Source organism: Desulfovibrio sp. 3_1_syn3 (genome assembly GCF_000145315.2).
Classification (GTDB): Bacteria; Desulfobacterota; Desulfovibrionia; order Desulfovibrionales; family Desulfovibrionaceae; genus Desulfovibrio; species Desulfovibrio fairfieldensis.
Genome location: NZ_ADDR02000001.1, coordinates 632,786 through 658,802, shown reverse-complemented (window position 1 = coordinate 658,802; position 26,017 = coordinate 632,786). Strand labels below are relative to the sequence as shown.

General features: G+C 61.8%; 19 protein-coding genes and 1 riboswitch. Of the genes, 8 read left to right on the top strand and 11 right to left on the bottom strand.

Going from position 1 to position 26,017, the window contains the following annotated elements; all coding sequences use genetic code 11:
- Window positions 1-33: 33 nt before the first annotated feature.
- The 3 genes from recD2 to aroC are packed head-to-tail and all read right to left on the bottom strand — an operon-like array spanning window position 34 to window position 3,718.
- Entirely contained in the window at window positions 34-2,328 is a 2,295-nt protein-coding gene (gene recD2 / locus HMPREF0326_RS02810; protein WP_020990181.1) for an SF1B family DNA helicase RecD2, read from the bottom strand.
- The gene (locus HMPREF0326_RS15810) at window positions 2,328-2,633 is read right to left on the bottom strand and encodes a helix-hairpin-helix domain-containing protein (RefSeq protein ID WP_020990180.1); all 306 of its coding nucleotides are present in this window, start codon (window positions 2,631-2,633) and stop codon (window positions 2,328-2,330) included. Before HMPREF0326_RS15810 ends, recD2 begins: the two co-directional genes overlap by 1 nt.
- The gene (aroC, locus tag HMPREF0326_RS02800; protein ID WP_008682699.1) at window positions 2,630-3,718 is read right to left on the bottom strand and encodes a chorismate synthase; all 1,089 of its coding nucleotides are present in this window, start codon (window positions 3,716-3,718) and stop codon (window positions 2,630-2,632) included. The genes HMPREF0326_RS15810 and aroC overlap by 4 nt, the downstream gene beginning before the upstream one ends.
- A gap of 1,080 nt (window positions 3,719-4,798) precedes the next feature.
- Here aroC and HMPREF0326_RS02795 point away from each other — a divergent pair.
- The 4 genes from HMPREF0326_RS02795 to HMPREF0326_RS02780 are packed head-to-tail and all read left to right on the top strand — an operon-like array spanning window position 4,799 to window position 7,707.
- Entirely contained in the window at window positions 4,799-5,368 is a 570-nt protein-coding gene (locus HMPREF0326_RS02795; protein ID WP_232224897.1) for an ABC transporter permease, read from the top strand.
- Between the two features lie 14 nt (window positions 5,369-5,382).
- The gene (locus HMPREF0326_RS02790; RefSeq protein WP_008682695.1) at window positions 5,383-6,300 is read left to right on the top strand and encodes a glycine betaine ABC transporter substrate-binding protein; all 918 of its coding nucleotides are present in this window, start codon (window positions 5,383-5,385) and stop codon (window positions 6,298-6,300) included.
- Entirely contained in the window at window positions 6,297-7,073 is a 777-nt protein-coding gene (locus HMPREF0326_RS02785; RefSeq protein ID WP_008682693.1) for an ABC transporter ATP-binding protein, read from the top strand. The genes HMPREF0326_RS02790 and HMPREF0326_RS02785 overlap by 4 nt, the downstream gene beginning before the upstream one ends.
- Window positions 7,066-7,707 carry an ABC transporter permease gene (locus HMPREF0326_RS02780; protein WP_008682692.1) on the top strand — a complete coding sequence of 214 codons (642 nt, stop codon included), beginning with the start codon at window positions 7,066-7,068 and terminating at the stop codon, window positions 7,705-7,707. The genes HMPREF0326_RS02785 and HMPREF0326_RS02780 overlap by 8 nt, the downstream gene beginning before the upstream one ends.
- Before the next feature lie 252 nt (window positions 7,708-7,959).
- Here the strand turns inward: HMPREF0326_RS02780 and HMPREF0326_RS16585 are convergent.
- The 3 genes from HMPREF0326_RS16585 to panC all read right to left on the bottom strand — a co-directional run bounded on the left by HMPREF0326_RS16585 (window position 7,960) and on the right by panC (window position 10,819).
- Window positions 7,960-8,717, bottom strand: a protein-coding gene (locus HMPREF0326_RS16585; RefSeq protein WP_147568365.1) for an IS5 family transposase whose coding sequence is annotated in 2 segments (ribosomal slippage) — window positions 7,960-8,393 and window positions 8,393-8,717 — 759 coding nt in all. Because the reading frame shifts where the segments join, the coding sequence is not laid out codon by codon here.
- Between the two features lie 50 nt (window positions 8,718-8,767).
- The gene (gene metK / locus HMPREF0326_RS02765) at window positions 8,768-9,940 is read right to left on the bottom strand and encodes a methionine adenosyltransferase (RefSeq protein ID WP_008682688.1); all 1,173 of its coding nucleotides are present in this window, start codon (window positions 9,938-9,940) and stop codon (window positions 8,768-8,770) included.
- Window positions 9,941-9,970: 30 nt separating this feature from the next.
- The gene (gene panC / locus HMPREF0326_RS02760; RefSeq protein WP_008682686.1) at window positions 9,971-10,819 is read right to left on the bottom strand and encodes a pantoate--beta-alanine ligase; all 849 of its coding nucleotides are present in this window, start codon (window positions 10,817-10,819) and stop codon (window positions 9,971-9,973) included.
- Window positions 10,820-10,971: 152 nt separating this feature from the next.
- Between panC and HMPREF0326_RS02755 the strand changes: the two genes are divergently transcribed.
- On the top strand, window positions 10,972-11,541 hold the full coding sequence (locus HMPREF0326_RS02755) for a hypothetical protein (RefSeq protein WP_008682684.1): 570 nt from the start codon (window positions 10,972-10,974) through the stop codon (window positions 11,539-11,541).
- A 141-nt stretch (window positions 11,542-11,682) separates the two neighbouring features.
- Here HMPREF0326_RS02755 and metE read toward each other — a convergent pair whose 3' ends face one another.
- From metE to HMPREF0326_RS02740, 3 genes are all read right to left on the bottom strand, one after another.
- Complete coding sequence (gene metE, locus HMPREF0326_RS02750; RefSeq protein ID WP_008682683.1) at window positions 11,683-13,947, bottom strand: 5-methyltetrahydropteroyltriglutamate--homocysteine S-methyltransferase; 2,265 nt, start codon at window positions 13,945-13,947, stop codon at window positions 11,683-11,685.
- A 286-nt stretch (window positions 13,948-14,233) separates the two neighbouring features.
- Window positions 14,234-14,411, bottom strand: a riboswitch (cobalamin riboswitch).
- 178 nt (window positions 14,412-14,589) lie between these two features.
- Window positions 14,590-16,818 (bottom strand): bifunctional diguanylate cyclase/phosphodiesterase, encoded by a 2,229-nt coding sequence (locus tag HMPREF0326_RS02745; protein WP_008682682.1) that lies wholly within the window; start codon window positions 16,816-16,818, stop codon window positions 14,590-14,592.
- Between the two features lie 111 nt (window positions 16,819-16,929).
- Entirely contained in the window at window positions 16,930-19,119 is a 2,190-nt protein-coding gene (locus HMPREF0326_RS02740) for a putative bifunctional diguanylate cyclase/phosphodiesterase (RefSeq protein ID WP_008682681.1), read from the bottom strand.
- A 446-nt stretch (window positions 19,120-19,565) separates the two neighbouring features.
- Here HMPREF0326_RS02740 and rimO point away from each other — a divergent pair, with 446 nt between their 5' ends.
- Both rimO and HMPREF0326_RS02730 read left to right on the top strand, forming a co-directional pair.
- Window positions 19,566-20,876, top strand: a complete 1,311-nt coding sequence (rimO, locus tag HMPREF0326_RS02735; RefSeq protein WP_009303233.1) for a 30S ribosomal protein S12 methylthiotransferase RimO — start codon at window positions 19,566-19,568, stop codon at window positions 20,874-20,876.
- A 185-nt stretch (window positions 20,877-21,061) separates the two neighbouring features.
- Window positions 21,062-22,732 carry a glycosyltransferase family 4 protein gene (locus HMPREF0326_RS02730; RefSeq protein ID WP_008682679.1) on the top strand — a complete coding sequence of 557 codons (1,671 nt, stop codon included), beginning with the start codon at window positions 21,062-21,064 and terminating at the stop codon, window positions 22,730-22,732.
- Window positions 22,733-22,844: 112 nt separating this feature from the next.
- On the opposite strand, the gene HMPREF0326_RS02725 is transcribed toward HMPREF0326_RS02730, so the two are convergent.
- Complete coding sequence (locus tag HMPREF0326_RS02725) at window positions 22,845-23,738, bottom strand: flagellin N-terminal helical domain-containing protein (protein WP_008682678.1); 894 nt, start codon at window positions 23,736-23,738, stop codon at window positions 22,845-22,847.
- Window positions 23,739-24,309: 571 nt separating this feature from the next.
- On the opposite strand from HMPREF0326_RS02725, the gene HMPREF0326_RS02720 reads away from it, so the two are divergent.
- Window positions 24,310-24,840 carry an Hsp20/alpha crystallin family protein gene (locus HMPREF0326_RS02720; RefSeq protein ID WP_008682677.1) on the top strand — a complete coding sequence of 177 codons (531 nt, stop codon included), beginning with the start codon at window positions 24,310-24,312 and terminating at the stop codon, window positions 24,838-24,840.
- Between the two features lie 220 nt (window positions 24,841-25,060).
- Here HMPREF0326_RS02720 and HMPREF0326_RS02715 read toward each other — a convergent pair whose 3' ends face one another.
- Complete coding sequence (locus HMPREF0326_RS02715) at window positions 25,061-25,954, bottom strand: flagellin N-terminal helical domain-containing protein (protein WP_008682675.1); 894 nt, start codon at window positions 25,952-25,954, stop codon at window positions 25,061-25,063.
- Window positions 25,955-26,017 lie beyond the last annotated feature (63 nt).

Sequence of the window (26,017 nt, the reverse complement as noted above, 5' to 3'; positions counted from 1 at the left end):
AATAAGTAGCAACGAAAACGTTCGACCTTGCTCCTAGCCCTGCGGCGCCAAGCGCCAAGCCAGGCGCGTATAGCGCTTGCGCGTCTTGTTGTTTTTGACGGCCATATGCAGGGCGCGGGATTCGCCCACCAGCACCACCAGCTTTTTGCCGCGCGTCACTCCGGTATAGATCAGGTTGCGCTGGAGCAGCACGTAATGCTGCATCATGATGGGAATAACCACGGCCGGGTATTCCGAGCCCTGGGACTTATGGATGGAAATGGCGTAGGCCGGGGCCAGTTCGTCCAGTTCCTCAAAGTCGTAGGGCACCACGCGTTCGTCAAAACTGACGCTCAGGGTGCGCTCCTTGGAGTCCAGAAAGACAATGCGGCCCATGTCGCCGTTAAAGACATCTTTCTCGTAATTGTTGCGCACCTGCATGACCTTGTCGTGCAGGCGGAAGGCCCGGTCGCCGCGCCGCACCTCCAGGCCGTTGGGATTGAGGGCTTCCTGCAGGCGGGTGTTCATCTGGCCCGCGCCCACGGCGCCCTTGTGCATGGGCGTGAGCACCTGGATGTCGTCCACCGGGTCCAGGCCGAAACGGCGCGGGATATGATTTTTGACCAGATCCACCATCAGATCGGCCGCCTTTTCCGGGTCGTTCTGATGGATGAAGTAAAAATCCGACAGCCGTTCCTTGCTGGATTCCAGGCAGGGAATCTCGCCGTGGTTGATGAGGTGCGCGTTGCAGATGATTTCGCTCTCGGCGGACTGGCGGAAAATTTCGGTCAGCTCCACCACCGGCAACACGCCCGAGGAAATGATGTCCGACAGCACATTGCCCGGCCCCACCGAGGGCAACTGGTAGACGTCGCCCACCAGCACCAGGGTCGCGCCCAGGGGCACGGCTTTGAGCAGATGGTAGAAGAGCAGGGTGTCCATCATGGAGGCTTCATCCACCACCAGCAGGCCGCAGGCCAGAGGATTGTCCTCGTTGCGGGCGAAGCCGTCCTCCTTGGGGCTATACTCCAGCAGACGGTGGATGGTGCGCGCCTCGCGGCCCGAGGTTTCGGCCATGCGTTTGGCGGCCCGGCCCGTGGGCGCGGCCAGCAGGATGCGCGCCCGCACTTCACCGAACAATTTGATGATCGCGTTGATGATGGTGGTCTTGCCCGTGCCGGGGCCGCCGGTGAGCACCATGACCTTGCTGCGCGCCGCCGTGCGCACGGCTTCCAGCTGTTCCGGGGCCAGGGCGATGGGCAGCTCGGCCGTGACCTTGTCCACCAGCGCGTCCGGATTTTCAAAGCGCACGGCCTTGGGCGAGTGCAACAGGCGTTGGAGATAAAAAGCGGTTTTGGATTCGCAATGATGATAGCGACGCAGATAGACGCCCACTTCCACGCCGTCCCCGGCATCAAAGTCGTCCGCGCCGTCCTGGCCCTCGGAATCTTCGGGCGCGTCCATGGCCTCGCGTACCAGGCGTTCGTCCTGTTCCAGGGCGGCAATGGCGTCCCGGGCCTGTTCCGGCTCCACGCTCAGCTGTGCGCAGACGTCCCGCACCAGCTTGTGCTCGGGTAGGTAGACGTTGCCGTCATCCGTGGCCTTTTGCAGAATATAGAGCGTGCCCGCCTGGATGCGCAGCGGATTGTCCGCTTCAAAGCCCAGCTTTGCGGCGGCCGCGTCGGCGGTCACAAAACCGATGCCGTGAATGTCCATGGCCAGGCGGTAGGGATTTTCGCGCACCACGTTAAGGGCCTGGCTGCCGTAGGCCCGGTAGATGCGCACGGCATAGGCCGGGGTGATGCCGTGGGGCTGCAAAAAAAGCAGCAGATCGCGCATGCCCCGGTGTTCGGCCCAGGAGTCGCGGATGCGGCCCAGGCTTTTGCGGCCCAGGCCGCGCACTTTGAGCAGGCGCTCGGGTTCCTCGTCCAGCACGCGGATGGTGTCCGTGCCGAAGGCTTCCACAATGCGCCCGGCCAGTTCTTCGCCCACGCCCTTGATCAGGCCCGAGGCCAGATAGAGACGGATGCCCTCGCTGGTGGCGGGCAGCACTTCCTCGGCGGTGTTGAATTCCACCTGACGGCCGAAACGGACGTTGTTCACCCAGCGCCCGGCCACCTTGAGCTGGACCCCGGCCTGCGGGTCCACCATGTGCCCCACGCAGGACACGGGATCGCGGCTGACGGTACGCGGCGGCGCGCCCGTTACCTTGGCCTCGCCGGTCAGGCCCTTGTCGGGCAACAGGCGAAGGACAGTGTAGCCGTTTTCTTCATTGTGGAAGATCACGCGCTCCACCGTGCCGGTGAGTTCCACGGCGTCGGGATCGCGCAGCAGGGGCAGATCGGCCATCAGTCCTCCGCCTTATCCGGCTTGGTCGCCTTGCGTCGGCGCGACCACCAGAACCAGTCGCACTGCTCCGGCGGCAGATACGGATCGCGGGCCTGCGCCGCAGCGCAACAAAAAAGATCGTACTGGCAGATGTCCACGCTGACGCCCTTCAGACGGCAAAGGCGCTCGTAGAGTTCACGCGGGTCGCGGGCGGCCAGAGCCGCCACGCTGCTCACGCCCAGCAGGCGGAAGTCCGCCAGCGTGGCCATGCCCACGGATTTCAGATCCGCCAGAGCGCGTCCATCCGTTGCGGGGCACGGGCTCACAGGCCGTGCCCCATGCGGCTTTGCAGCAACAGGACGTCGGCCAGGGCCAGGGCGGTCATGGCCGAAAGCACGGGCACAATGCGCGGGATGGCGCAGAGGTCGTGGCGGCCCCCGATACGCACTGTGGCGGCGCGGCCTGTCGTGTCCACGGTATGCTGGTCGTGCGCGATGGAGGCGATGGGCTTGACGGCCGCGCGCAGTATGATGTCCTGACCGCTGGAAATGCCGCCCAAGATGCCGCCGGCGTGATTGGAGGCGAAGCGCACGGATTCAATGGCGCCGTCCGCGCCGGGCAGCAGGGGATCATTATTCTGTGAGCCGCGCAGGCGGGCCGCCGCGAAGCCTTCGCCCACTTCCACGCCCTTGACCGCGCCCACGCTCATGACGGCATGGGCCAGCACCGCCTCCAGCTTGTCGAAGACCGGTTCGCCCAGTCCGGCGGGCACGTCGCGGGCCACGATCTGCACAATGCCGCCCAGGGTGTCCCCGGCCTTGCGGGCTTCGGCCACAGCCGCGTCCCAGAGGGCCGGGCCGGCGTCCGAAGCCGCGAAATACGGGCGGCGTAAAGCGCCGTCCATATCCACGGCGGGCACGGCAATGCCGCCCAGCTCCACGCAGGCCGCCAGAACGGTCACGCCCCGGCGGGCCAGAATTTTTCTGGCGATCACGCCCCCGGCCACGCGTGCGGCTGTTTCCCGGCCCGAGGAGCGGCCGCCGCCGCGATGGTCGCGGATGCCGTTGTATTTCTGAAAATAGCTCCAGTCCGCATGGCCGGGCCGGAAGATTTCGGCCAGATTGCCGTAGTCGCGCGAGCGCTGGTCTTCATTGGCGATATAAAAGGCAATGGGCGTGCCTGTTGTGCGGCCTTCGAACACGCCGGAAAGCAGGCGCACCCGGTCCGCCTCCCTGCGTTTGGTGGCTGTGGGGCCCTGGCCGGGCTTGCGCAGGTCCAGGTCGGCCTGAATGTCCGCCTCGCACAGCTCCAGGCCCGCCGGACAGCCGTCCAGTATGCCGCCCAGGCCGGGCCCGTGGGATTCGCCGAACGTGGTCAGGCGCAGAACGCGCCCGAAAGTGTTGCCCGCCATGGTTACGCCCTGTCCGCGGCCGTGCCGGTGAAGATGTCCGGGAAGAGAACGGGAAGAGGGCAACACGCGAAAAGGCTTGGGAAATTGTTCTGGCTCATGGGGCTCCTTGGGCTGGCGTTGCGGTGGAGGGGCCCGTCCGCAACTGGTCCGGTTTCGCAGTATATTAAAGGCTCCGGCCACTGGCAAGGTTCAGGTATTTCACGCGCCGGACGTGTTGCGCGTCATGCATAAACGAGCGCCTGTGACATTGCATGGCTGTGCGGGTAGGCAAAGGACTTGCTCACATGCAGCCGGTCGTATTCAGCTCTCTCACAGGCGATCATAAACGGAAGAAATATGAAGAGGAAAGGTTAAGACGGGTAAAGGCGGTCTTCGGGGGATTCCGGCGCGCGGAATGCTCGCGCGCAAAAATTTGATATGGCCCGTAATTGAGGAAGAAATCCGCATTATCCTGAAATCACGAGATAATCTCGGTTGTTGATTTGCCAAAATTTGATATGCGATATATATTATGTTCTCAATCCTGAGAGGAGGCTTCTGTGTTTCCGGAAGAGCGGAAACACGTTGGCGAACAAAAGGCGTAACAACAGCATTTCAATTTTGAAATGCTCCAACGCCGAACACGGTGAGGCGCGCCGCGAAGACCGGCCCGACGCGCGGCCCGTAGGGCCGTGCCTGTAGCCCAAAGGGCGTACAGGCATTGAGAGCAACGCGGCGTGGATTCCGGCAAAGCGACCGAAGGCAGCCTGATGGGCAGTCCCCGTTGGCGACAACGGAGCCATACGGGGATCGGCAGCAGTGATAACCGAGCTTTTTGCCGGAATGAACCCTTTGAAACGGAAAGCGTTTCAAAGGTAATCTGCCCTATAGTGAAATTGATCCGCAAAAAGAAGAGTAAAAAGTATTTCTCAATGGGAACGGCAAGCCGGAACGCCGGACAAAGACGACTTTGGCATACTTGTCAATGCACCACGGCGAAGCGGTCTTTCGCCAAAAGACATTGAGGCCCGCATGCGTCAGGCGATAATCGCATACTTCATGGCCAACAGCGCGGCTTTCTGGTCCGCGGTGCGGGAGCATGTGCTGATCAGCGCGGCGTCTCTCGCCGTGGCGCTGCTCATTGCCGTCCCCGGAGGATACTTGTGCGTGCGGTATGGCGGTCTGAAAAAAGCGCTGCTCGCCGTGTTCCAGACGCTTCGCATCGTTCCGAGCCTGGCGGTGCTTTTTCTGCTTATTCCTGTCATGGGCACGGGATTCATGCCCGCGACCGCCGCGCTTGTGTTGTTGGCCGTACCGCCCATCCTGCTGAACACCGTTGCCGGTCTGGACGGGGTGCCGCAAGGTATGCTGGAAACAGCGGCGGGGCTGGGCATGACCCGGCGGCAGGTCTGGCGGAGAGTGCGTTTTCCCCTGGCTATGCCCATGATTTTGACAGGCGTGAAAATCGCTGTCATTGAAATAATAGCGAGTGCGACCCTTGCGGCGAAAATCGGCGCCGGAGGGCTGGGCGAAATTATTTTTACCGGTCTTGGTTTGAACAGAATCGATCTGCTTCTCATCGGCGGTTTCTCCGTCGCGGTTCTCTCGCTGGCCGGCGGATTGACGTTCGCCGTCCTGGACAAAGCGCTGTTCCGGCACAGAGAGGCATGAGAGCGGGAGAAAGCATGAAAACCTGGAAAAAGGCCGTCATGGCGGCAATGGGAATTTTGGCGGCGGGGATGCTGCTGTTCTCGTGCGGCGGCGAGACAAAAGGGACGGCCATCAGGGTCGGAACCAAGGATTTTACGGAAAACCTGGTCGTCGGCGAATTGTACGCCCTCGCCCTTGAAGACGCCGGATATACGGTAAAGCGCGTTTTTACTATTGCGGGATCGGTGGTGCATGCCTCCATTGTGAACGGCGAGATTGACCTCTATCCGGAATACACCGGGACAGGCCTGCTGACGGTGCTGAAAATGGAAGCCATGGCGGACCCCGCGCAGGTATACGCAACGGTCAAACGGGAGTATGCCCGGCGCTTCAACCTTGTCTGGCTTGAGCCGTCCCGCGCCAACGACAGCCAGGGCTTGGCCCTGAAAACATCCGTGGCCCGGGAGTTCGGCATAGCCACCATCTCCGATCTGCAACGGAATGCCCACAAGATCCGCTTCGCATCCCAGGGAGAGTTCGACCAGCGCGCCGACGGCCTACCCGGCCTGGAGCAGGTGTACGGGCCGTTCCGCTGGAAGTCTTCGCGGGTTTTCGACAACGGCCTGAAGTATCAGGTTCTGCTGGATGATGAGGCTGACCTTGTTCCCGCCTATACCACCGAGGGCCGTTTGGCGGACACCAAAAAATTCACGCTTCTGCGGGACGACAAGCACATGTGGTCGCCGTATTACCTGGCTCCGGTCATTCGTGCCGACGTGCTGGCGGCGCATCCCGACATTGCGGGTATCCTGAACCGGGTAAGCGCCTCTCTTGACACCGGCACCATGACCGCGCTCAACGCCAAAGTGGATGTGGACAAAAGGGAGATCGCGGATGTGGCGAAGGAGTTCTACCTCGGGATACGGCCGCAACCCGGCGGAGAAGGGCGGTGAGCCGATGCGCCATTTTATTTGACGGCGTCAGCAAGCGTTTCGGCCGCTCCGGGCCGTTTGCCGTCGATCATGTGCATCTTTCCATTAACGAGGGGGAGTTCATCACCATTCTCGGGTCGTCAGGCTCCGGCAAAACCACCCTGTTGAAAATGGTGAATCGGCTGTATGAACCGGACACCGGGTCCATTTATCTTTTCGGCGAGAACGCGCGGGATGTCGATGTGATCAAGCTGCGGCGGCGCATCGGTTACGTCATCCAGCAGGCGGGCCTGTTCCCTCACATGACCGTGGCCGGGAACATCGCGACGGTCCCCGAGCTGCTCGGGTGGGACCGGCGGCGCATCGCGGCGCGGGTGGAGGAACTGCTGCGTCTGGTTGGCCTCGAGCCGGACCTCTTCCATGCCCGTTACCCAGGACAACTTTCCGGCGGCCAGCAGCAGCGGGTCGGACTTGCCCGCGCGCTGGCGGTGGACCCCAAGATCATGCTTCTGGATGAGCCGTTCGGTGCCATTGACGCCATAACCCGGAACAGTCTTCAGGATGAATTGCTCCGATTGCACGGCGGCCTGAAAAAAACATTCCTTTTTGTCACCCATGATATTGCCGAGGCCGTCAAGCTGGGAGACAGAGTGGTTGTGATGAACCAGGGCAAAGTCTGCCAGTTCGACACGCCGGTGAATATCATCCGGGAACCGGCCGATGACTTTGTGGCCTCCCTTGTCGGCTCCGCGCGGCAGCAGCAACGGCTCTGGGTAGGTTTTGCCGATGCTTGACTATCTGTTCAGCCAATACGCCACGCTTGGCCGGGCATTTCTCGAGCATCTGTGGATGGTTGCCGTTGTTCTCGGGCTCTCGCTGGCTGCTGCTGCGGTTTTGACCGTGACGGCCATGTATTCGAAGGTCTGGTCCGCCTTTCTGGTAAACCTCTTTTCCGTGATTTACGCCATTCCCAGCCTGGCGTTGTTCGCCATCCTCATTCCCGCCACCGGCCTGGGGACGACCACGGCGATCATTGTTCTCATCCTCTACAATCAATATGTGCTGCTGCGCAATTTTCTTGCCGGTCTGCGCGGGGTGGACCCGGCGGTGCTCGAGGCCGCCGCCGGAATGGGCATGTCCACGTTGCAGGTGCTGTACAAAATCCGCCTGCCCCTGTCGCTCACTCCCCTGTTCGCCGGACTCCGCCTTGCCGCCGTTTCGACCATCGGCATAGCGACCATCGCCGCGACCATCAATGCGGGCGGCCTGGGCAGCATTTTGTTTGACGGCTTGCGCTCCATGAATATGTATAAAATCATGTGGGGTGCCCTGCTTTCCGCCTGCCTGGCCATAGGGGCGAACCATCTGCTGCTGTGGCTGGAAAATAAAGTGGCCGTAGCCGTTCCAGGAACGAAAGACGGCGTATGAAGAGGGGGCGTTGAGGGACCGGCGTCGACGTGGGGCCGGAGCGTCCTGCGGGAAAAGCGTTTTGTTGCTTTTTAGAGCAGTTCAACGTTGAAATGCTCTAATATGGAAAAACATCCGCGGGTCAGGGGCGGCGAAGAATGCCGTCCCTGACCCGCGGATGTTTTTTTCAATTTTTCAATCCGGCCGGGAGCTGAAAGGCGTAGCCCCAGCCATCAAAGCAGACGTATGACGCCGCGCTAGGGCCTGTTAACACTATTTCAGAGCTATAACAATTAACGCAAAGACGACAAAGGCCAGGAACATGACATCGAGCTTATCGAACCGAGTAAAAACACGGCGGAAGCCTTTGAGCCTCCTGAAAAGCCGTTCTACCTCATTACGTCTTTTGTATAGCTCTTTGTCATACTCCCACGGTTTCAGTCGGTTGGGATTGGGCGGCACCACCGGAGTGAAGCCCAACTCACGTCCCAAGCGAGTCGTTTCATTACCCTCATATGCGCCATCCATAAGCAAGCTGCACGGCGCTGGCATCGGCCCCAACTGGATAAGCAGCCTGCGCCCCTCGGGGGCATCGCCGGCGTTGCCGGGAGTGAGGCTGAAATTCAACCCGCATTCAGCATTCGCGGCAACCATATGAAGCTTGGTCGTCCAGCCGCCTCTGGACTTTCCGATGGACTGCGGACCTGTTTTTTTAAGGCCCCTGTTCCATCGGGATGAACCTTAACAATAGTACTGTCGAGAGAAACTGCTTCTATTTTAAGGCGGAGTATCTGCTCTTGTTGAAGGCGTTCAAATATACGGTCAAGAACTCCGTTCTTGCTCCAGCGGTTCATGCGCGTGTAGATGCTGTGCCAACAGCCAAAATTTTTCGGCAGTCCACGCCATTTACACCCATGCTCCGCAACGTACAGAATCGCATTCAACACCTGGAGATTGTCAAAATGGACATTACCTCTTTGGCGCGGGAAGCAGTCAGCGATTCTCTCATATTGTTCGCGAGTAATTTGCATAAGACATTCTTACGGAATACTCGCTCTTTGTCAAACAGTGTTAACAGGCCCTAAACCTTGGCGGCGGTGCGCAGGTCGGCCGCCGCGTCCGTGGCTTCCCAGGTGAACTCCGGCAGCTCGCGGCCGAAATGCCCGTAGCAGGAGGTCTTGGCGTAAATGGGGCGCTTGAGGTTCAGGCGCTTGCTGATGAAATAGGGGCGCAGGTCAAAGACTTCGCGCACGGCCTTGGTCAGGATTTCGTCCGGGATGTCGCCCGTGCCCTGAGAGGACACCAGCACGCTCACCGGCTGGGCCACGCCGATGCAATAGGCGATCTGCACTTCGCAGACCGGCGCGAGACCGGCGGCCACCACGTTCTTGGCAATGTAGCGGCCCATATATGCGCCGGAGCGGTCCACCTTGGAAGGGTCCTTGCCGGAAAATGCGCCGCCGCCGTGATGGCCGCTGCCGCCATAGGTATCCTGAATGATTTTGCGGCCGGTCAACCCGCAGTCGCCCATGGGGCCGCCCACCACGAAGCGGCCCGTGGTGTTGATGAAGATTTCGCAGTCCTTTTCGTCAAAATAGCCCGAGGGTCCAAGAATGGGGCGGATGACCTCGTTTTTCACGGCTTCGGCCACTTCGCCCTGGCTGGCGCCGGCCGCATGCTGGGTGGAAACCACCACGTTGTTGATGCGCACGGGCTTGCCGTCCTGATACTCGAAGGAGACCTGGGTTTTGCCGTCCGGGCGGAAGAAGTCCACGATGCCGTCCTTGCGCACGCGGGCCAGCTGTTGCGAAAGCTGGTGGGCCCAGTAGATGGGCGCGGGCATCAGGGTGGCGGTTTCATTGCAGGCGTAGCCGAACATCATGCCCTGGTCGCCGGCACCCTGGTCTTCGGGCTTGGTGCGCAGCACGCCCTGAGCGATGTCCGGCGACTGATGGTCGATGGAGGAGATCACCGCGCAGGTCTGCCAGTCAAAGCCCATTTCCGAGCTGTTATAGCCGATGTTCTTGATGGTATCGCGCACCACCTTGGGCAGGTCCGCATAGCCGCGCGTGCTGATTTCGCCGGCAATGACGGCCATGCCCGTGGTCACCAGAGTTTCGCAGGCCACGTGAGCTTCCGAGTCCTGGGCCAGCAGGGTGTCCAGCACGGCGTCGGAAATCTGGTCGGCCACCTTGTCGGGATGTCCCTCGGTCACGGATTCGGAGGTGAAAAAGTATTTGCCCTTGGTTTGCATTGTCGTCTCCTTGCGAAATGGAATGTCGTCTTATGAACGCAGCAGAATATTGTCAATGAGCCGGGCCTTGCCCATGCGCACCGCGCAGGCCATCAGGGCCGGGCCGTTTACCTCGTTGAGCTGAGCCATGGATTCGGGATGCACAATGGAAAGATAGTCCAGACGGCCCAGAGGCAGGCGCTCGGCCCAGCGCCGCAGCACGGCCTCGCGCAGCAGGGCCGCGCTGGTTTCGCCTTCCTGCGTCAGCTTTTGGGCGTAGAGCAGGGCCGCGCGGATTTCCGGGGCCTGGGCGCGTTCCGCGGCGGTCATATAGACGTTGCGGGAGGACAGGGCCAGACCGTCGGCCTCGCGCACCGTCGGACGGGCCTCAATGCGCGTGGGCACGTTGAGGTCGCGGACCATACGGCGGATGATGGCCTGCTGCTGCCAGTCCTTCTGGCCGAATACGGCGACATCGGCCCGAGTGAGCATAAAAAGTTTGAGCACCACGGTGCAGACCCCCCGGAAATGGATGGGCCGGCTCTGGCCGCAGAGGCCTTTCGCCAGTTCCGGCACCTCCACCCAGGTGGCGTGGTCCGGCGCGTACATGGAACCCGGCTCGGGCATGAAGAGCACGTCCGCGCCGTGGCTTTCGGCAATGGCGGCGTCGCGCTCGGCATCGCGGGGGTAGGCTTCCAGATCCTCGCCGGGGCCGAACTGCGCGGGATTCACGAACAGGCTGACCACCAGGCGCTTGGCCAGGCCGCGCGCGTGGACCATCAGGTCTTCATGCCCGGCGTGGTAATAACCCATGGTGGGAACCAGGGCGATATCCTCGCCTTGGGCGTGCCAGGCCCGGCATTGGGCCGCCAATTCTTGGGGATTGGTTAATATCTGCATATCAAGGTATTGTGATATAGTTGATGAATGTCCTTTTATACATGCGCGCACCAGGCTTGTAAAGGAAAACAGGCCGGGAAAGCTCGGGGCGCGCGGCATGTCCGCCTTGACCCCCCCTAGGCTTGCGGGCATAACAATGCGCGGAGGCTTGCATGGTCAAACCGTTTTATCAGGGCAAACTGGATACCTTCTGCGCCATTTACGCGGTACTTAACGCTCTGCGCCTGACCCACGGCATCCGGGTGCTCAAGGCGCGGGACATTCTCAACGAAACCCTGCTGGCCCTGGCAGGCGCGCCCGAGGCCTTCAGGGCCGTGCTGGATCAGGAAACAGATTATCTCAATCTGGTGGACGGCATGCTGCGGGCGCAGAGTCGCGCCTTTCCCCTGGAGGTGCGCAGGCCTTTTGCCCCGGAGGAGCAGCCCACAGTGGACGAGCTCTGGCGGGCCTGCCGGGAATGGCTCGCGCCGGAGCGCGGCCGCGCGGTCATTTTCCGCTTTCTGCGCAGCCTGACCCCGGAGGGCCCGCCGGTGAACCGCCACTGGACCACCGCCGACCACATGAACGATGAAATCCTGCACCTCTTTGATTGCAGCCACGAGGCCGAAGCCATTCTGAACATCCGCAAGGACAGTTTCGTCACCCGGCCCGAGGCCGTGAGCCAGGGCCGTCTGCTCTATATCCAGCCCGACAGCCTGCGTCTGCTGCGTCTTCCGTTTTAAGGAAGCGCTGACTACCGGTCTTTTTGCCCTCTGCCCGCGTCAGGCCCGCTCCGTCGCCCTCGGCAAAGAACAACATCCTCAGTAATCAGCACTTCCTTACCAATCTATGGGACAGGCAGGTTTCGACCCGTCCGGTACGCGTCAGCGCAGGCTTTCACGTACCCGCAAAGCGGCGGCGACCATATTCTCAAGAGAAGGATATGCCTCGTCCCACTGGCGGGTTTTCAGGCCGCAATCGGGATTTACCCACAACTGTTCCTTGGGAATGTGGCGCAAGGCCCTGCGCAGGAGATCCGTCATCTCCTCCACGCCAGGGATGCGCGGGCTGTGGATGTCGTACACGCCCGGCCCCACTTCTCCCTGATAGTGGAACGCGGTGAAGGCTTCCAGCAGTTCCATGCCGCTGCGGCTGGATTCAATGCTGATGACGTCCGCATCCATTTGGGCGATCCAGGGCAGAATGGCGTTGAACTCGCTGTAGCACATATGGGTGTGGATCTGTGTGGCGTCCTCCACGCCGGACGCGGCCAGACGGAAGGCGTCCACCGCCCGGCGCAGATAGTCTTCCGCCGCAGCTTTGGTCAGGGGCATGCCTTCCCGCAGGGCCGCTTCGTCGATCTGGATGATGCGGATGCCCGCCTTTTCCAGATCTAGCACTTCGTCGCGGATAGCCAGGGCGATCTGTTTGCAGACTTCGCCGCGTTCCAGGTCTTCGCGAACGAAGCTCCAGCAGAGAATCGTCACCGGGCCGGTCAGCATGCCCTTGACCGGTTTTTGCGTGAGCGACTGCGCGTAGAGAATCCAGTCCACGGTCATGGGCCGCTTGCGGTACACGTCGCCGTAGATGACGGGCGGCTTTACGCAGCGGCTGCCGTAGCTCTGCACCCAGCCATTCTGCGTAAAGCAGAAGCCGCCGAGCTGCTGGCCGAAATATTCCACCATATCGTTGCGTTCAGCCTCGCCATGCACAAGGACGTCCAGGCCCAGTTTCTCCTGCTTTGCGATGCAGTTTTTGATTTCTTGTCTGATGGCGGCCAGATAGTCCGCTTCCGGCATGTCGCCCCGCTTGTAGTCCAGGCGTGTTTTACGGATGGCGGCGGTCTGCGGGAAGGAGCCGATGGTCGTGGTGGGCAGCGGGGGCAGGTTGAGCCAGGACTGCGCGGCATGCCGTTGCGGATAGGCCGAGCGGCGGGAAAGCTGGTCCGGCGTGACGGCGGACGCGCGTCGGCGCACGGCGTCAATGCGGCTGTCGGCATGCCCGGCAGCCGCCCGCAATACGGCGGCATTGGCCGCCAGGGCCGCGTGGTCGCTGTTTTCCGCGATGTTTCGCAGGTCGGTCAGCTCCGCGCACTTCTGCACGGCAAAGGCCATGCGGTTCCGGATGTGCTCCGGCAGGGTTGTTTCTTTCTCCAGGTCCACAGGGCAGTGCAGCAGCGAGCAGCTTGATCCCAGCAAAACCCGTTCCGTGCCGAGCGCGGCGACGGCCCGCGTGACAAGGGGCAGGATTTGGGCGTAATCGCTTTTCCAGATATTGCGTCCGTTCACCACGCCGAGCGAAAGCGCCGTGTCGGCGGGGAGCTTGTCCAGAACGGCATCCAGTTGTTCCCTGCCGCGCACCATGTCCACATGCAGCGTTGCGCAGCCGGAAGCGAGGGCTAGATCCAGATTCCGGCAGAGCGGGCCGAAATAGGTCGTCAGCATGAGCTTGCCGTTGCCGGTCGCGTTCAGGGCCGCGTAGACCTCCCGAAAAGCCACGCTCGCCTCTTGCGGCAGAAGTTCCGTGCAGAGCACGGGTTCCTCAACCTGGATGCGGTCGCACAAGGGCGCAAGAAGCGTAAAAAGGTCGGCATAGGCGGCCGTAACCGCGTCCAGACGCTCCCACTTGCGCGCGCCGTTGCGGGCTTTTGCCAGGGCCAGCCAGGTGAACGGACCGATCAGGGCCGGTTTCGGCGAAAAGCCGAGTTCCCCGGCCAGCCTTGTATCCGCGACCAGCGGGTGCTCTTCGCGATGCCAGGGCGTATCGGCATCGATTTCCGGCACAAGATAGTGGTAGTTGGTGTCAAACCACTTGGTCATTTCCAAGGCCGGGATGTTGCGCCGCGCATCGCCGCGCGCCATGCTGAAATACAGATCCGGGTGCGCGTCCTTGAGGCAGGGGGCAAAGCGGGGAGGCATTGCGCCGAGCATGCGGGTTATGTCCAGCATGCGGTCATAGAGTGAAAAATCGCCTGTGGTCACATAGTCAAGACCGGCGTCTTGCTGGATGCGCCAATGGCGTTTCTTCAGCGCCGTGCAGGTTTCGGCAAGCGCTTCAGCGGCAAGATCGCCTTTCCAGAAGGCTTCGAGAGCCTGTTTCAGCTCCCGCTGTTTTCCGATGGACGGGAAACCGAGAATGTGAGTTCGCATGGGATGCTCCTTTCAAAAGAGTTGAAAGGGCAGTCCATTTCACGTGCGTCCGGAGCCGGAATACAGGGATGCATCCGGAGAGGGCGGTCCGACTTTGTGCGGGACAAACCGCTCCGCGCGGGCTTTCAGGAAAATCCGCGCCGCGAAATTGCCGCACGGCGCATCCGCCGGTGGGCCGTGGAACGCAAAACAGCGGAGATGCCGGGCCGTTGGGCGGCAATTTCAAACGTAAGCTCCAGTCCGGGCAAATGCCTATACGCGAGACAGTACTGCCGTGCCGCACCAATCGCGGCCATTGTGACAAGTCGTCTCCTGACTTCCGGCCCGTGCTCGCCTTGCCTTCCCGTTCGTCCGTGTCGAACAGTGGCTTCGGTTGGGTTTGTCCCGGTTACAGTGGCGCGTCCGTAGCGGATTTACACCGCTTTCCGTTTCTCATCACAATATCTAGATAAATTGATATATGCTTTGGCCTGCGCTGTCAAGCATTGCCGAGGGACAAGCCCACGGGGCGAAGGCGTGGAAAATCGCCGCACGAGGGCGGTGTTCAATGGGGGGGCGGGCATGAATTGGGAGCGGCGTTGCCCCCCGACGGCCTTTCCGAGAGGCGCACGGATCAGGAAAAGCTTCCGGCAATGCGGCGGTTCAGTATTCCCGGTCCGGAGCGTTCAAGCCCAGGGGCAGGTTCAGGCGGCGGGCTTCCTCCTGGAGGCTGGGGTCCACCCAGAAGGCCTTTTCCTGCACAAAGCTGAGCACCTCGAATTCTTCGGGATCCACCGGGCGCGAGTAATAGTAGCCCTGGGCGTAATTGCAGCCGATGCTGAGCAGAAAGCGCGCCTGCTCCACAGTTTCCACGCCTTCGGCGATGATTTTCATCTTGAGCTGGCGGGCCAGGGTGACGGTGTTGCGGGCTACGATCTGGCCGCGTTCATTGTCCGTGCCGTCACTGATGAAGGTGCGGTCCAGCTTGACGATGTTGAAGGGCAGGGCGCGCAGGGTGCTCAAGGAGGAATAGCCCGTGCCGAAATCGTCCATGGAAAAGACGAAGCCCTGTTCCTGGAGGTCGTTCATGACCCGGATCAGGGTTCTTTCGCTTTCAAAAAAGGCGCTTTCCGTGAGTTCCAGTTCCAGCAGGTGCCGGGGCAGGCGGTATTTGTCGGTCAGGGTCAGCAGCTTGCCGCAGAAACGGTCGTCGTTGAAGTGCATGCGGGAGACGTTAATGGACACGGGCGTGGGCCGATAGCCCTTGTCCAGCCAGAGGCGCAGCATTTTACAGGTCTGTTCCCAGATGTACTCGTCAAAACGGACGATGAAGCCGTTGCGTTCGAACAGCGGCACAAAGCGGCCCGGCAGGATCAGCCCGTCCGTGGGGTGTTGCCAGCGGGCCAGGGCCTCGGCCCCCACAATTCGGCCGCTGGAAATCTCCACCTTGGGCTGGAGGTAGAGCACGAACTGGCCTTTTTCCAGGGCCTCGTGCATCTGGTCCTTGATATTATTTTCATCCAGCAGCCGGGCGCGCAACTCGCCGTCGTAAAAGGCGTAGTTGGTCAGATCGCTGCCTTTGACGGTTTTCAGGGCCAGATGGGCCCAGTCGCAGAGCACGTGCACCGGGGTCCTGCGTTTTTCCACCGGGCAGATGCCGAAAAAGAGCATGACACGGTAGGATTGGGTATATTCGCGCAACTGGCGCGAGAGCCAGCCCACAAAATGTCGGACCCGCTCGCGGTCGCCCGCGAGGCAGGCCACAAACACGTCGCCGGACAGGCGGGCGAAGGTTTCCAGCCGTTTGTCGATCTGTTCGCGCACAAGATGGGCGATGGCCCGCAGCAGGCGGTCGCCTTCCTCCAGGCCGAACATTTCGTTGATGCCTTTGAAGCCCGCCACGTCGAAACGCACGATATGCCGCGGCCCGTCGCCCTGGCGGATCAGCAGGTCGGCCTTTTCAAAAAAGGTCTGCATGTTGTACGCGCCGGTCAGGGGGTCGTATTCAGCCCTGAAGCGCAGGGCCTGCGTGGCCCGGGTGACTTCGTCCACGTCGTTGATGGTGCCGATGTAGCGGATGCCGAGGTCCGGGTCGGTCAGGCAGGTATAGGTGACCCTGCACCAGATGAAGCGCCCGTCCCGGCGGCGCAGGCGCACGGTCATCTCGCCCGAGGAGGCGCCCTGTTCCAGCGCGTTCAGGCAGTCCTTGAAGATCCCCCCGTCCTCCGGGGAAAGCACATTGTCCTCGCGCCAGACGTCAAAAAGCCAGCGGCCGTTGTAATCGCCCGCCAACAGTTGCGGAATGTGCGGCGAGGTGTAGGTGGGCTGATTGTCGCGCCATTCGAACACCAGGGTATTGGTGTGGTCCAGCACGGCCTTGTAACGCAGCTCGTCCAGCCGCCGACGCTGGAGCAGGGCGTTTTCGCGGGCCAGGCCGACGGCGCGTTTCTGTTCGTCTACATCCTGCACGCAGATCATATGCAGAGGGCGGCCGGAAGCGGCGCAGGCCAAGGGAAAGACCGTGAAGCGCGCCCAGCGGTATTGCCCGTCGCGGCATTTTTTGCGCACGTCGCCGGAAGCATAGCCCTGTTTGAGGCTTTCTCCCTGGTGCAGGGTCTTGGGATTGAGCAGGTGCAGGAAAATTTCCCGGTCTTCAGGATGGATGAGCGTCTCGGCAATGGCCCGCAGGGTGGCGGCCACGCCCATGCCGGGCGGCGGCGGGCAGAAGAGCACGTCGCCCATGTGGATCAGGCGGTAGCTGTCGCCGCTGAAATCCACTTCAAAGATTTCGCCGAAGATGCTGCGCAGCACGCAGTTGTAGCGGGCCTGCTCCATCTCGTCCGTCGCCGGTCCCAGCGCCGGGGCGGCCGATGTCTGAACCCGCTGTTCCATTACGCATCCTCGACGCGGTCGGCGTTTGGAAACCCATGCCAAGGGGCTTCGTTCAGTTTTTTTCTAGCATTCCCGCCAATCGTTGGCAATCCGGGCACGTTGCGACGTGGTTTATTCTTCCGCGGCTTCGTCGGGTTCCGTGCCGGGGAGGCGGTCCTGAAGGCGCGGGTCCACCCAGAAGCTTTTGCCGCGCACGAAACTGAAGACCTCGAATTCCCGCGCGTCCATGGGGCGCGAGTAATAAAAGCCCTGGGCGTGGTCGCAACCCATGTTCCGCAGAAAAAGGGCCTGCTCCACGGTTTCCACGCCTTCCGCGATGATCCGCATGCCGAGCTGCTTGGCCAGGACGATGGTGTTGCGGGCCACAATGCGGCCGCGCTGGTTGCCCGTGCTGTCGCTGACAAAGGCGCGGTCGAGCTTGACGGTATTGAAAGGCAGGGCACGCAGGGTGTTCAGCGAAGAGTAGCCGGTGCCGAAGTCATCCATGGAAAAGGCGAAACCGTTCTCCTGAAGGCTGTGCATGGTTCGCTGGAGGATTTTTTCATTTTCAAAAAAGGCGCTCTCCGTGAGCTCCAGTTCCAGCAGATGCCGGGGCAGTCGGTATTTGTCGGTCAGGGCCCGCAATTTGTCGCAGAAGCCGTTGTCGTTGAAGTGCATGCGCGAGACATTGATGGACACGGGCAGGGGACGGTAGCCCTTGTCCAGCCAGGAGCGCAGCAGCTTGCAGGCCTCCTCCCAGATGTATTCGTCCAGCTGGATGATGAAGCCGTTGCGTTCGAAAAAGGGCACAAAACGGCTCGGCGGGATCAGGCCCCGTTCCGGATGTCGCCAGCGGGCCAGGGCTTCGGCTCCCACAATGCGCCCGCTGAATATTTCCACCTTGGGCTGGAGGTAGGCTACGAACTGGCCTTCGGCCAGGGCCGTGTACATCTGGTCCTTGATGAAGAGTTCGTCCAGCACCCGGTTGCGCAACTCGTCGTCATAAAAGGCATAGTCGGTCATGCCGCGGCCCTTGACGGACTTGAGGGCCAGATAGGCCCGCTCGCAGATTTCGCGCACCGGGGTTGCCGGGTCATCCACCCGGCAGACGCCGAAAAAGAGTTCGGGCCGGTAGGCCTTGGCGTATTCCGCGGTGCCGTAGCGCAGCCATTCCATGAATTCCCAGACGCGCTCGTGGTCGCCCTCCAGGCAGGCCAGGAAAATATCGCCGGAGAGCCGGGCAAAAATCTCCCGGTCCGCAGAGAGGTTCTCTTTGGTCAGGTAGGAGATGGCCCGCAAAAGGCGCCTGCCTTCTTCCTGGCCGAAGCGTTCGTCGATGGATTTGAAGCCCGTCACGTCATAGCGCACGATATGGCGCGGCGTGTCCGGATACCTGCGCAGCAGCCGTTCGGTTTTTCCCAGAAAGGTAGGCATGGTGCAGGCTCCGGTCAGGTCGTCGTATTCCGCCTGCTGGCGCAGGGAGTGCGCGGTGTGGATGGCCTTGTCCACATCCCGGAGGCTGCCCACATAGCGCGCGCCGGTCGCGGTGTTGTCGATCCGGGTGCAGGAAACGACGTACCAGGTGAACGCGCCCGTCCTGCGGCGCAGGCGCACGGTGACCGCGCTGGAGAGATCGCCGGCGGCCAGAGCGCGCAGAAAATTTTCGAACATGGGGCGGTCTTCGGAAAAAAGGACGCTGTCTTCGCGCCAGAGGTCAAAGAGATGTCGGCCGTCGTAACTTCCTGCCAGCAGCCGGGGAATCGCGGCGTCCACATAGGTGAGCGTCTGTTCCTGCCATTCGAAGACCAGGCTGCGCGTCTGTTCGGTAATCGCCCTGTAGCGCAGGTAATCCAGGCTCTGGAGGTGCAGGATGACATTTTCGCGGGTGCTGGCGCCGAGGTGTTTGTAACCGTCGATATCCTGAAAGCAGATCAGATAGCGTTCCCGCCCGCTCTCGTCGAAAGGAAAAACCATGATGCGCACCCAGCGGTAGCTGCCGTCCAGGCATTTTTTGCGGTATTCGGCGCCCGTGCTTCTGCCGGTGGTCGCCAGGGCGCGGCGCAGTTCCTCCCGCCGGAACATCTGCCGGAAGCCGGCCTTGTCCTCGGGATGGATCAGGGTGTCGGCGGCCGCTTCCAGCATGACGGCGAGGCCGCGGCCCTCCGGCGGCGCACAGAATTTTTCGCCGCTCTGAAAGACAGAACGGTAAAAATCGGCGTTGAAATCCAGCTCGTAGATCTGGTCGTAGAAATTGCTCAACAGGCGGGCATAGCGCCTTTCCATAGCCGCGGCAGCCGGGTCATCCGACGCATACGGCCTCATGATGCTCTCTCTCTCTCTCTCTCTCTCTCTCTCTCTCTCTCTCTCTCTCTCTCTCTCTCTCTCTCATAGGCCGTCCTTCAGCGCATATTCGGGAGACGACGGCAGGCAATTGGACAGGGACCGCCGAAAGGAACATCGTGCCTTTTTGTCTCAACGGCAAAAGAGACCCGTGCCATGTAACACTCTTGCTCACGGCGGGCTCGCGTCCGGCGGCCGGTACCGTGTAATATTTAAGCGTTACGCGATACTAGCATGCTGGCTATCGGATTAACAAGATGTGCGGCGGATCCATTTCACCTCCCGTCTCCAAAAATCTTTGGCCGGGGCAAGTCCCTTTTTTTGCCGTTGCCCTCCAAAGAGGTGTGTCTGCCCCACGCGCCGGGAGCGGGCCGGATGACAAGCGGGCGCGGCCGCTGTACTATGCGGCGATGAGCACCCATACCACAATGAAAACCCTGCCGGTCTGGTCCCTGAGTCTGGGGTGTCCCAAAAACCGGGTTGACAGCGAACGCCTGCTGGGTTCCTTGGGCCTGCCCGTCAAAAGCGTGGCCCAGATGGGCCGGGCGCGGCTGGTCTTCATCAATACCTGCGGCTTCATCGCTCCGGCGGTGCGCGAGTCCGTGCGGGCCGTGCTGGATGCCGTGAACCGGCTGGCCCGTTGCAAGAACAAACCCCTGCTGGCCGTGGCCGGTTGCATGGTGGGGCGTTACGGCGCGGAGGAGCTGGCCCGTGAGCTGCCCGAGGTGGACCTCTGGCTGCCCACCGGAGATCTGGCGGACTGGCCGGCCATGCTGGCACGGGCCTTGGGCCTGCCGCGTCTGCCGGAAGGGCCAGGGAGCGGCGGGCGTCTGCTTTCCACCGGACCATCCTATGCATGGCTGAAAATCGGCGAAGGCTGCCGCCACAACTGCGCTTTCTGCACCATCCCGTCCATCCGGGGCGGCCTGCGCTCCGAACCCGTGTCCGATCTGCTGGCCGAGGCTCGCGGCCTGCTGGAGCAGGGGGTGCGTGAACTGGTGCTGGTGGCGCAGGACGTCACCGCCTGGGGCGGGGACCTGGGCGAAAAGAAAAGCCTTTTGCATCTGCTGGAGGGGCTGCTGGGCCTGGACGGCCTGGCCTGGCTGCGCCTGCTCTACCTCTACCCCAGCGGGGTCACGCCGGAACTGCTGCGCTTTATGAGGGAATCCGGCGGCCCGCTGCTGCCCTACCTGGATATTCCCCTCCAGCACGCCCACCCCGAGGTGCTGGCCCGCATGGGGCGGCCCTTTGCCGGTGATCCCCGGCGCGTGCTGGACCGGGTGCGCGACGCGTTGCCGGAAGCCGCCGTGCGCACCACCTTCATTGTGGGCTATCCCGGCGAAAGCGAAGCGCATTTCGACAGCCTCTGCCGTTTTGTGGAGGAAAGCCGCTTCCAGAACATGGGTGTGTTCGCCTACCAGGCCGAAGAGGGCACCAAAGCCGCTGGACTGCCGGATCAGGTGCCGGAAGAGATCAGGGAGCGCCGCCGCGCCACGCTGATGGAGATCCAGGCGGGCATCAGCGAAAGTCTGCTGGCGGAGCGTGTGGGACAGCGCCTGCCCGTGCTGGTGGACGCGCCGCATCCGGAATGGCCCGGTCTGCACAGCGGCCGGGTCTGGTTCCAGTCCCCGGAAGTGGACGGCATGACCTATGTCAGCGGTCCCGGCGTGAGCCCCGGAGCGCTGGTGGAGTGCGACATTGTGGAGAATGCGGAGTACGATTTGACGGCGCTGGCCTGAGCGCCGGTCATAATACCGGATTGCGGCAACACGGGGCAATCGAATGAAAGCCTCAATCATGGATATTCATTGGCTTCCATATGTGGGTCTTCCTTCCTTAAAATTACAACAAGACTGACGCAAGAGTATTTTTCTTTTTCGTTCTATTCATTCGATTGTTTTGGGCAGCATCGCGGGAGAGATTGATGGGAGGAAGCATTTTCGGCACGCTGCACCCCTTTCTGGAAGGCGGCGCGGTGTATGGCCGCAAGGTGGCCAATACAGGCTTTATGGAAGCCCTGTTGCGGCTTGATCCCTTTGATGAATATCATTTTTTTGTGACCGATCCGGATGCGTTACGCACGGCTTTTGCCGCGCGCAACGATCTGCCCGGCGCGGCGCGCGGGGCCGTGAAAATTTTCAGCCGCCTGGATCTGGCAGACGCGCTGCGCGCCACGCCCTACCACTGCTTTCACCTTTCCGATCCCGTTTCAGGGCAGCCGGAACTCGCCGCCCTGCGCAACGCCCTGGCCTCCCGAATTTTTCCCATTACCAGCGTCAATCACAGCATCAGTTATCTTGACTACGCCCAGCGCTTTCTGGCCCATATCTGGCCCGGCGTTACAGCGCGCGACGCCATCGGGGCCACGTCGCGGGCCGCGTCCAGGGTGTTGGCGGGCTATTTCGCACAATTGCGGGAAGGCTATGGCCTGAATCCGGACTGGCTCCAGCCCCGGCTTGAGACCATTCCTCTGGGCGTGGACCCGGAAGCCTTCCCGGAGTCGACGCCGGAGGCGCGCCGCGCGGCCCGTGCGCGTTTCGGCCTGGCCGACGGGGAGACCGTCTGCCTGTTGCACGGGAGAATAAGCCTGGACGACAAGCTGGACGCCATGCCGCTGCTGTATGCCCTGCGCCGGGTCATGGAGGCCGACCCCACAGCCCGACCGCGTCTGCTCATGTCCGGGGGAGCCCGCCCCGGCGACCATTACCCGGAAGCCCTGGAAGCCGCCGCGCGGGCACTGAAGGTGCCGTTCAGCCTGTTGCCCGACCCCGCGTCCGATGCCGTGCGCGCGCTTTTCGCCGCCGCTGATATCTTTGTGTCGCCCTCGGACAATATTCAGGAAAGTTTCGGTCTGACCCTGTTGGAGGCGGGCGCGGCGGGCCTGCCCGCCGTAGTTTCGGACTGGGACGGCTACCGGGACTTGGTGGAGCACAATGTCACCGGTTTTCTGACGCCCTGCCTGGCTCCGGCGAGCACGCCCCTCCTGGACCGTCTGGCCCGCGTCTTGCCCGACAATATCCATCAACTGTTCCGGGCCCAGCAGACGGCGGTGGATGTTCCGGCGCTGGCCGAAGCCCTGCGCCGTCTGATCTGTGACGCGCCTCTGCGGGCCCGCATGGGAATTGCGGCCCGGCGGCGCGTGCTGGAAAACTTCACCTGGGAGGGCGTGATCCGGCGCTGGCTGGACTTCTGGGACGCGCTCTGGCGGGAGCCCCTGGATGCGGCGGAGGAAAAACGCATCCGCGCGGCCCGGCATCCGGCTTTTTTGCGTCTCGGAGAGCTGTTTTCCGGCTACCCTTCCGCGGGATTCTCCGCCGATGCGGATCTGTCCGGCGGCCCGCTCTGGCTGCGTACCACGGCCCGGGGCGAGCGCGTGCGGGCCGGGCGCGAATTCTGCGTGGTCTGGCCCGGCCTGGAACTGTGCATGGACGGCGTGGAATTCCGCCGCTTGCTGGTACAGGCCCGACACCCCGTGCGGGCGGATGAACTGATCCGCCGGGCCTGTCCGCCGGGCCGCAGTGTCGAGGGCGCGCGCTTCACCCTGCTCTGGGCTTTGAAGAACGATCTGCTGGAACGGGTGGAAGAGCCCCGCTGACGCCCCGCCTTTTCCGGATTGCGGCGTTTTGAGCCGGACGAAACATATCCCCGGAGGGCGTGACCCCCCGGGGATATGTGGTCTGCGCGTGCCGTGCACGCCCTCAACCAGGCTAGCCGATGAGCTGCATGGCCATCTGCGGCATGCTGTTGGCCTGCGAAAGCATGGCCACAGCCGACTGGGTGAGGATCTGGTTACGGACGAATGACGTCATTTCCGTGGCCACGTCCACGTCGGAAATGCGCGATTCAGCCGCCTGCAGGTTTTCGGACTGAGTGGTAAGGTTAGAAATGGTGTTTTCCAGACGGTTCTGCAGCGCGCCCAGATGCGCCCGGATCTTGTCCTTGGAAACCACGGCGTTGGTCAGGCCCACCAGAGCCTTCTGGGCCTGTTCCTGTGTGGAGACCGTACGGGCGTCGGCTGTGGTGCTGCTGGCGGTCGCCTGATTGCCCACACCCAGAGCCGAGGCGGTGCTCGTGCCGATCTGGATGTAGTAATAGTCTTCCGCCGAGTCGTTGGCCGTGCCGAAGTGGATCTTCATCTTGCCCGTGGAGGTCATCGCCGAGCCACTGTGCGTGCTACTGGACAGATTGCCGTTCAGCAGATGGATGCCGTTGAAGTCCGTGGAGTTGGCGATTCGGGTGATTTCCGAAGCCATGGCCTGATATTCGGACTCAATCATCAAACGCTGGGTGGAATCGTAGGTACCGGTAGCCGCCTGTTCGGCCAGTTCCTTCATGCGGGTCAGCTTTTCGTCGATGACGCCCAGGGCGCCGTCGGCGGTCTGGATGAGGGAAATGGCGTCGTTGGCGTTGCGCACGCCCTGTTGCAGAGCCGTGATGTCGGTGCGCATCAGCTCGCGGATGGCCAGGCCCGCGGCGTCGTCAGCCGCGGAATTGACGCGCAGGCCTGTGGACAGGCGCTTGGTCGAGGTCTGCAAGTCGCTGTAATGTCCGGTCAGGGTGTTGGCGACGTTGGTGGCCATTTGGTTGTGATTGATATACATGACATTCCTCCATGAATGTGCTGTCTGCCCGGCGGTGCACTACGCACGCCCGCTTCCTTGCGGACTGCCGCCGCACAATGCCTGCGCAAGCAGGGTTTATGATGTGTTCCCAGTGCGCTTGCCTGTCCTTTCGGCACAACAGCCGAAAGCATTAGGTGCGCGGCCTCAGCCTGCAAGGGAAAATCCCTTGTCTTCCCTGACTCGTGGCGTCAGGGGAGGCAAAAAATGCCTGAAAACCTGCATCCAGTCTTAAGCATGATCCGTGCCAAAAAGAGCGTCGGAAGCATGGCGCGCAAAGGGGTTGCGCTGCCTTGAAGACCGTATGGGGCGGGAATTGCCCCTCCATGCGCCTGTTGCGCCTTGGCGGTCGCAATGCCGTCCCCGGCCGCTTCCCTGCATTTTGGCGCGGAGCAATCACTCATTCCAAATGTGAACCGCTCTAAGCCGCCCCTGCCCACGGCTTGGGGGGAAGGGCGAACATGCCTCCGGCCTGAAACTTTTCCACAGCCTCTTGACGCAATAAAAGGGATGATTACCCATAAGATAGAATGATTTTCACAGGAGGTCAGTTATGAACAATACGCGTTTTCTTCCCCGCCGCTGGTTTGCTCCTCGTGAGGCCGCGCCCCGTCGGGACGACCTGCCCGTGACGCCCGTGCGTGACGATATAGACAATTTTTTCCAGAATATGTTCAACGGCATGGTCACGCCGTGGGAAGCCATGAACGAGTTTTTGCCTTTTTGGCGGCATCAGCGGGCCGAGGCGGACATCCTGCCCAGCCTGGACCTGACCAGCGACGAGAAAGCCTATGTGCTGAGCGTTGAGCTGCCCGGCGTGGAGCCGGAAAACGTCAGGTTGGAAGTGCGCGACAATGCCCTGATCGTGGCAGGCGAGAAAAAACAGGAAAACAGGGACGACAAGAAAAATCAGCATGTGCTTGAGCGGGTCTATGGTTCCTTTCAGCGGGTTCTGGCTCTGCCGGAAGACGCGGATGCGGAGGCCGTCACGGCCACGCACAAGAACGGCGTCCTGACCGTCACCATCCCGCGCAAAGTGCCTGCTCAGTCTCGGGCAAAATCCATTGAGATAACCAGGGAGTAAAGTCCTCCTCCATACGGGCCAGCGCTCCGGCTCGTGAGCCCCCGCCGTTCTGGCGGGGGCTTTTTGTATCAAGGGATAGTTTATTATGTCGAAGCCTCGGGATGCAAAAAACCCCGATCCGTGAAACGGACCGGGGTTTCCCTCACATTGTTACGGTCGGGCGGCACTCCCCTGCCGCACGCCCGGTTATGGGTCGTCTCCCTCCACCACGAAGTTTTTCCTAGCCGATGAGCTGCATGGCCATCTGCTGCATGCTGTTGGCTTGCGACAGCATGGCCACCGACGACTGGGTAAGAATCTGGTTGCGGACGAACGACGTCATTTCCGTGGCCACGTCCACGTCGGAAATGCGCGATTCAGCCGACTGCAGATTCTCGGCTTGGGTGGTAAGGTTGGAAATGGTGTTTTCCAGGCGGTTCTGCAACGCGCCCAGATGCGCCCGGATCTTGTCCTTGGAGACCACGGCGTTGGTCAGGCCCAGCAGAGCCTTCTGGGCCTGTTCCTGCGTGGAGACCGTACGGGCGTCGGCTGTGGTGCTGCTGGCGGTCGCCTGATTGCCCACACCCAGGGCCGAAGCGGTGCTCGCGCCGATCTGAATGTAGTAATAGTCTTCCGCCGAGTCGTTGGCCGTGCCGAAGTGCACCTTCAGCTTGCCGGTGGCGCTGAGAGCCGCGCCGCTGTGCGTACTGCCGGACAGATTGCCGTTCAGCAGATGGATGCCGTTGAAGTCTGTGGCATTGGCGATTCGGGTGATTTCCGAAGCCATGGCCTGATATTCGGACTCAATCATCAAACGCTGGGTGGAATCGTAGGTGCCGGTAGCCGCCTGTTCGGCCAGTTCCTTCATGCGGGTCAGCTTTTCGTCGATGACGCCCAAGGCGCCGTCGGCGGTCTGGATGAGGGAAATGGCGTCGTTGGCGTTGCGCACGCCCTGTTGCAGAGCCGTGATGTCGGTGCGCATCAGCTCGCGGATGGCCAGACCCGCGGCGTCGTCAGCCGCGGAATTGACGCGCAGGCCCGTGGACAGGCGCTTGGTTGAGGTTTGCAGATTTCCGTAATGGGATGTGAGGGTGTTGGCCACGTTGGAGGCCATCTGGTTATGATTGATATACATACATTCCTCCATGAATGCTGTATGCCACGGGCGGTGCCCAATGCCGACGCGTCCATGCGTCCT

Excerpts from the sequence above, each read along its gene's own strand:
- recD2 (WP_020990181.1), bottom strand. The coding sequence starts at position 2,328 with ATGGCCGATCTGCCCCTGCTGCGCGATCCCGACGCCGTGGAACTCACC.
- HMPREF0326_RS02780 (WP_008682692.1), top strand. The coding sequence starts at position 7,066 with ATGCTTGACTATCTGTTCAGCCAATACGCCACGCTTGGCCGGGCATTT.
- HMPREF0326_RS02730 (WP_008682679.1), top strand. The coding sequence starts at position 21,062 with ATGGGAGGAAGCATTTTCGGCACGCTGCACCCCTTTCTGGAAGGCGGC.
- metE (WP_008682683.1), bottom strand. The coding sequence starts at position 13,947 with ATGCGAACTCACATTCTCGGTTTCCCGTCCATCGGAAAACAGCGGGAG.
- HMPREF0326_RS02725 (WP_008682678.1), bottom strand. The coding sequence starts at position 23,738 with ATGTATATCAATCACAACCAAATGGCCACCAACGTCGCCAACACCCTG.
- metK (WP_008682688.1), bottom strand. The coding sequence starts at position 9,940 with ATGCAAACCAAGGGCAAATACTTTTTCACCTCCGAATCCGTGACCGAG.
- rimO (WP_009303233.1), top strand. The coding sequence starts at position 19,566 with ATGAAAACCCTGCCGGTCTGGTCCCTGAGTCTGGGGTGTCCCAAAAAC.
- HMPREF0326_RS02715 (WP_008682675.1), bottom strand. The coding sequence starts at position 25,954 with ATGTATATCAATCATAACCAGATGGCCTCCAACGTGGCCAACACCCTC.
- aroC (WP_008682699.1), bottom strand. The coding sequence starts at position 3,718 with ATGGCGGGCAACACTTTCGGGCGCGTTCTGCGCCTGACCACGTTCGGC.
- HMPREF0326_RS02740 (WP_008682681.1), bottom strand. The coding sequence starts at position 19,119 with ATGAGGCCGTATGCGTCGGATGACCCGGCTGCCGCGGCTATGGAAAGG.
- HMPREF0326_RS02755 (WP_008682684.1), top strand. The coding sequence starts at position 10,972 with ATGGTCAAACCGTTTTATCAGGGCAAACTGGATACCTTCTGCGCCATT.
- HMPREF0326_RS02790 (WP_008682695.1), top strand. The coding sequence starts at position 5,383 with ATGAAAACCTGGAAAAAGGCCGTCATGGCGGCAATGGGAATTTTGGCG.
- HMPREF0326_RS02745 (WP_008682682.1), bottom strand. The coding sequence starts at position 16,818 with ATGGAACAGCGGGTTCAGACATCGGCCGCCCCGGCGCTGGGACCGGCG.
- panC (WP_008682686.1), bottom strand. The coding sequence starts at position 10,819 with ATGCAGATATTAACCAATCCCCAAGAATTGGCGGCCCAATGCCGGGCC.
- HMPREF0326_RS02720 (WP_008682677.1), top strand. The coding sequence starts at position 24,310 with ATGAACAATACGCGTTTTCTTCCCCGCCGCTGGTTTGCTCCTCGTGAG.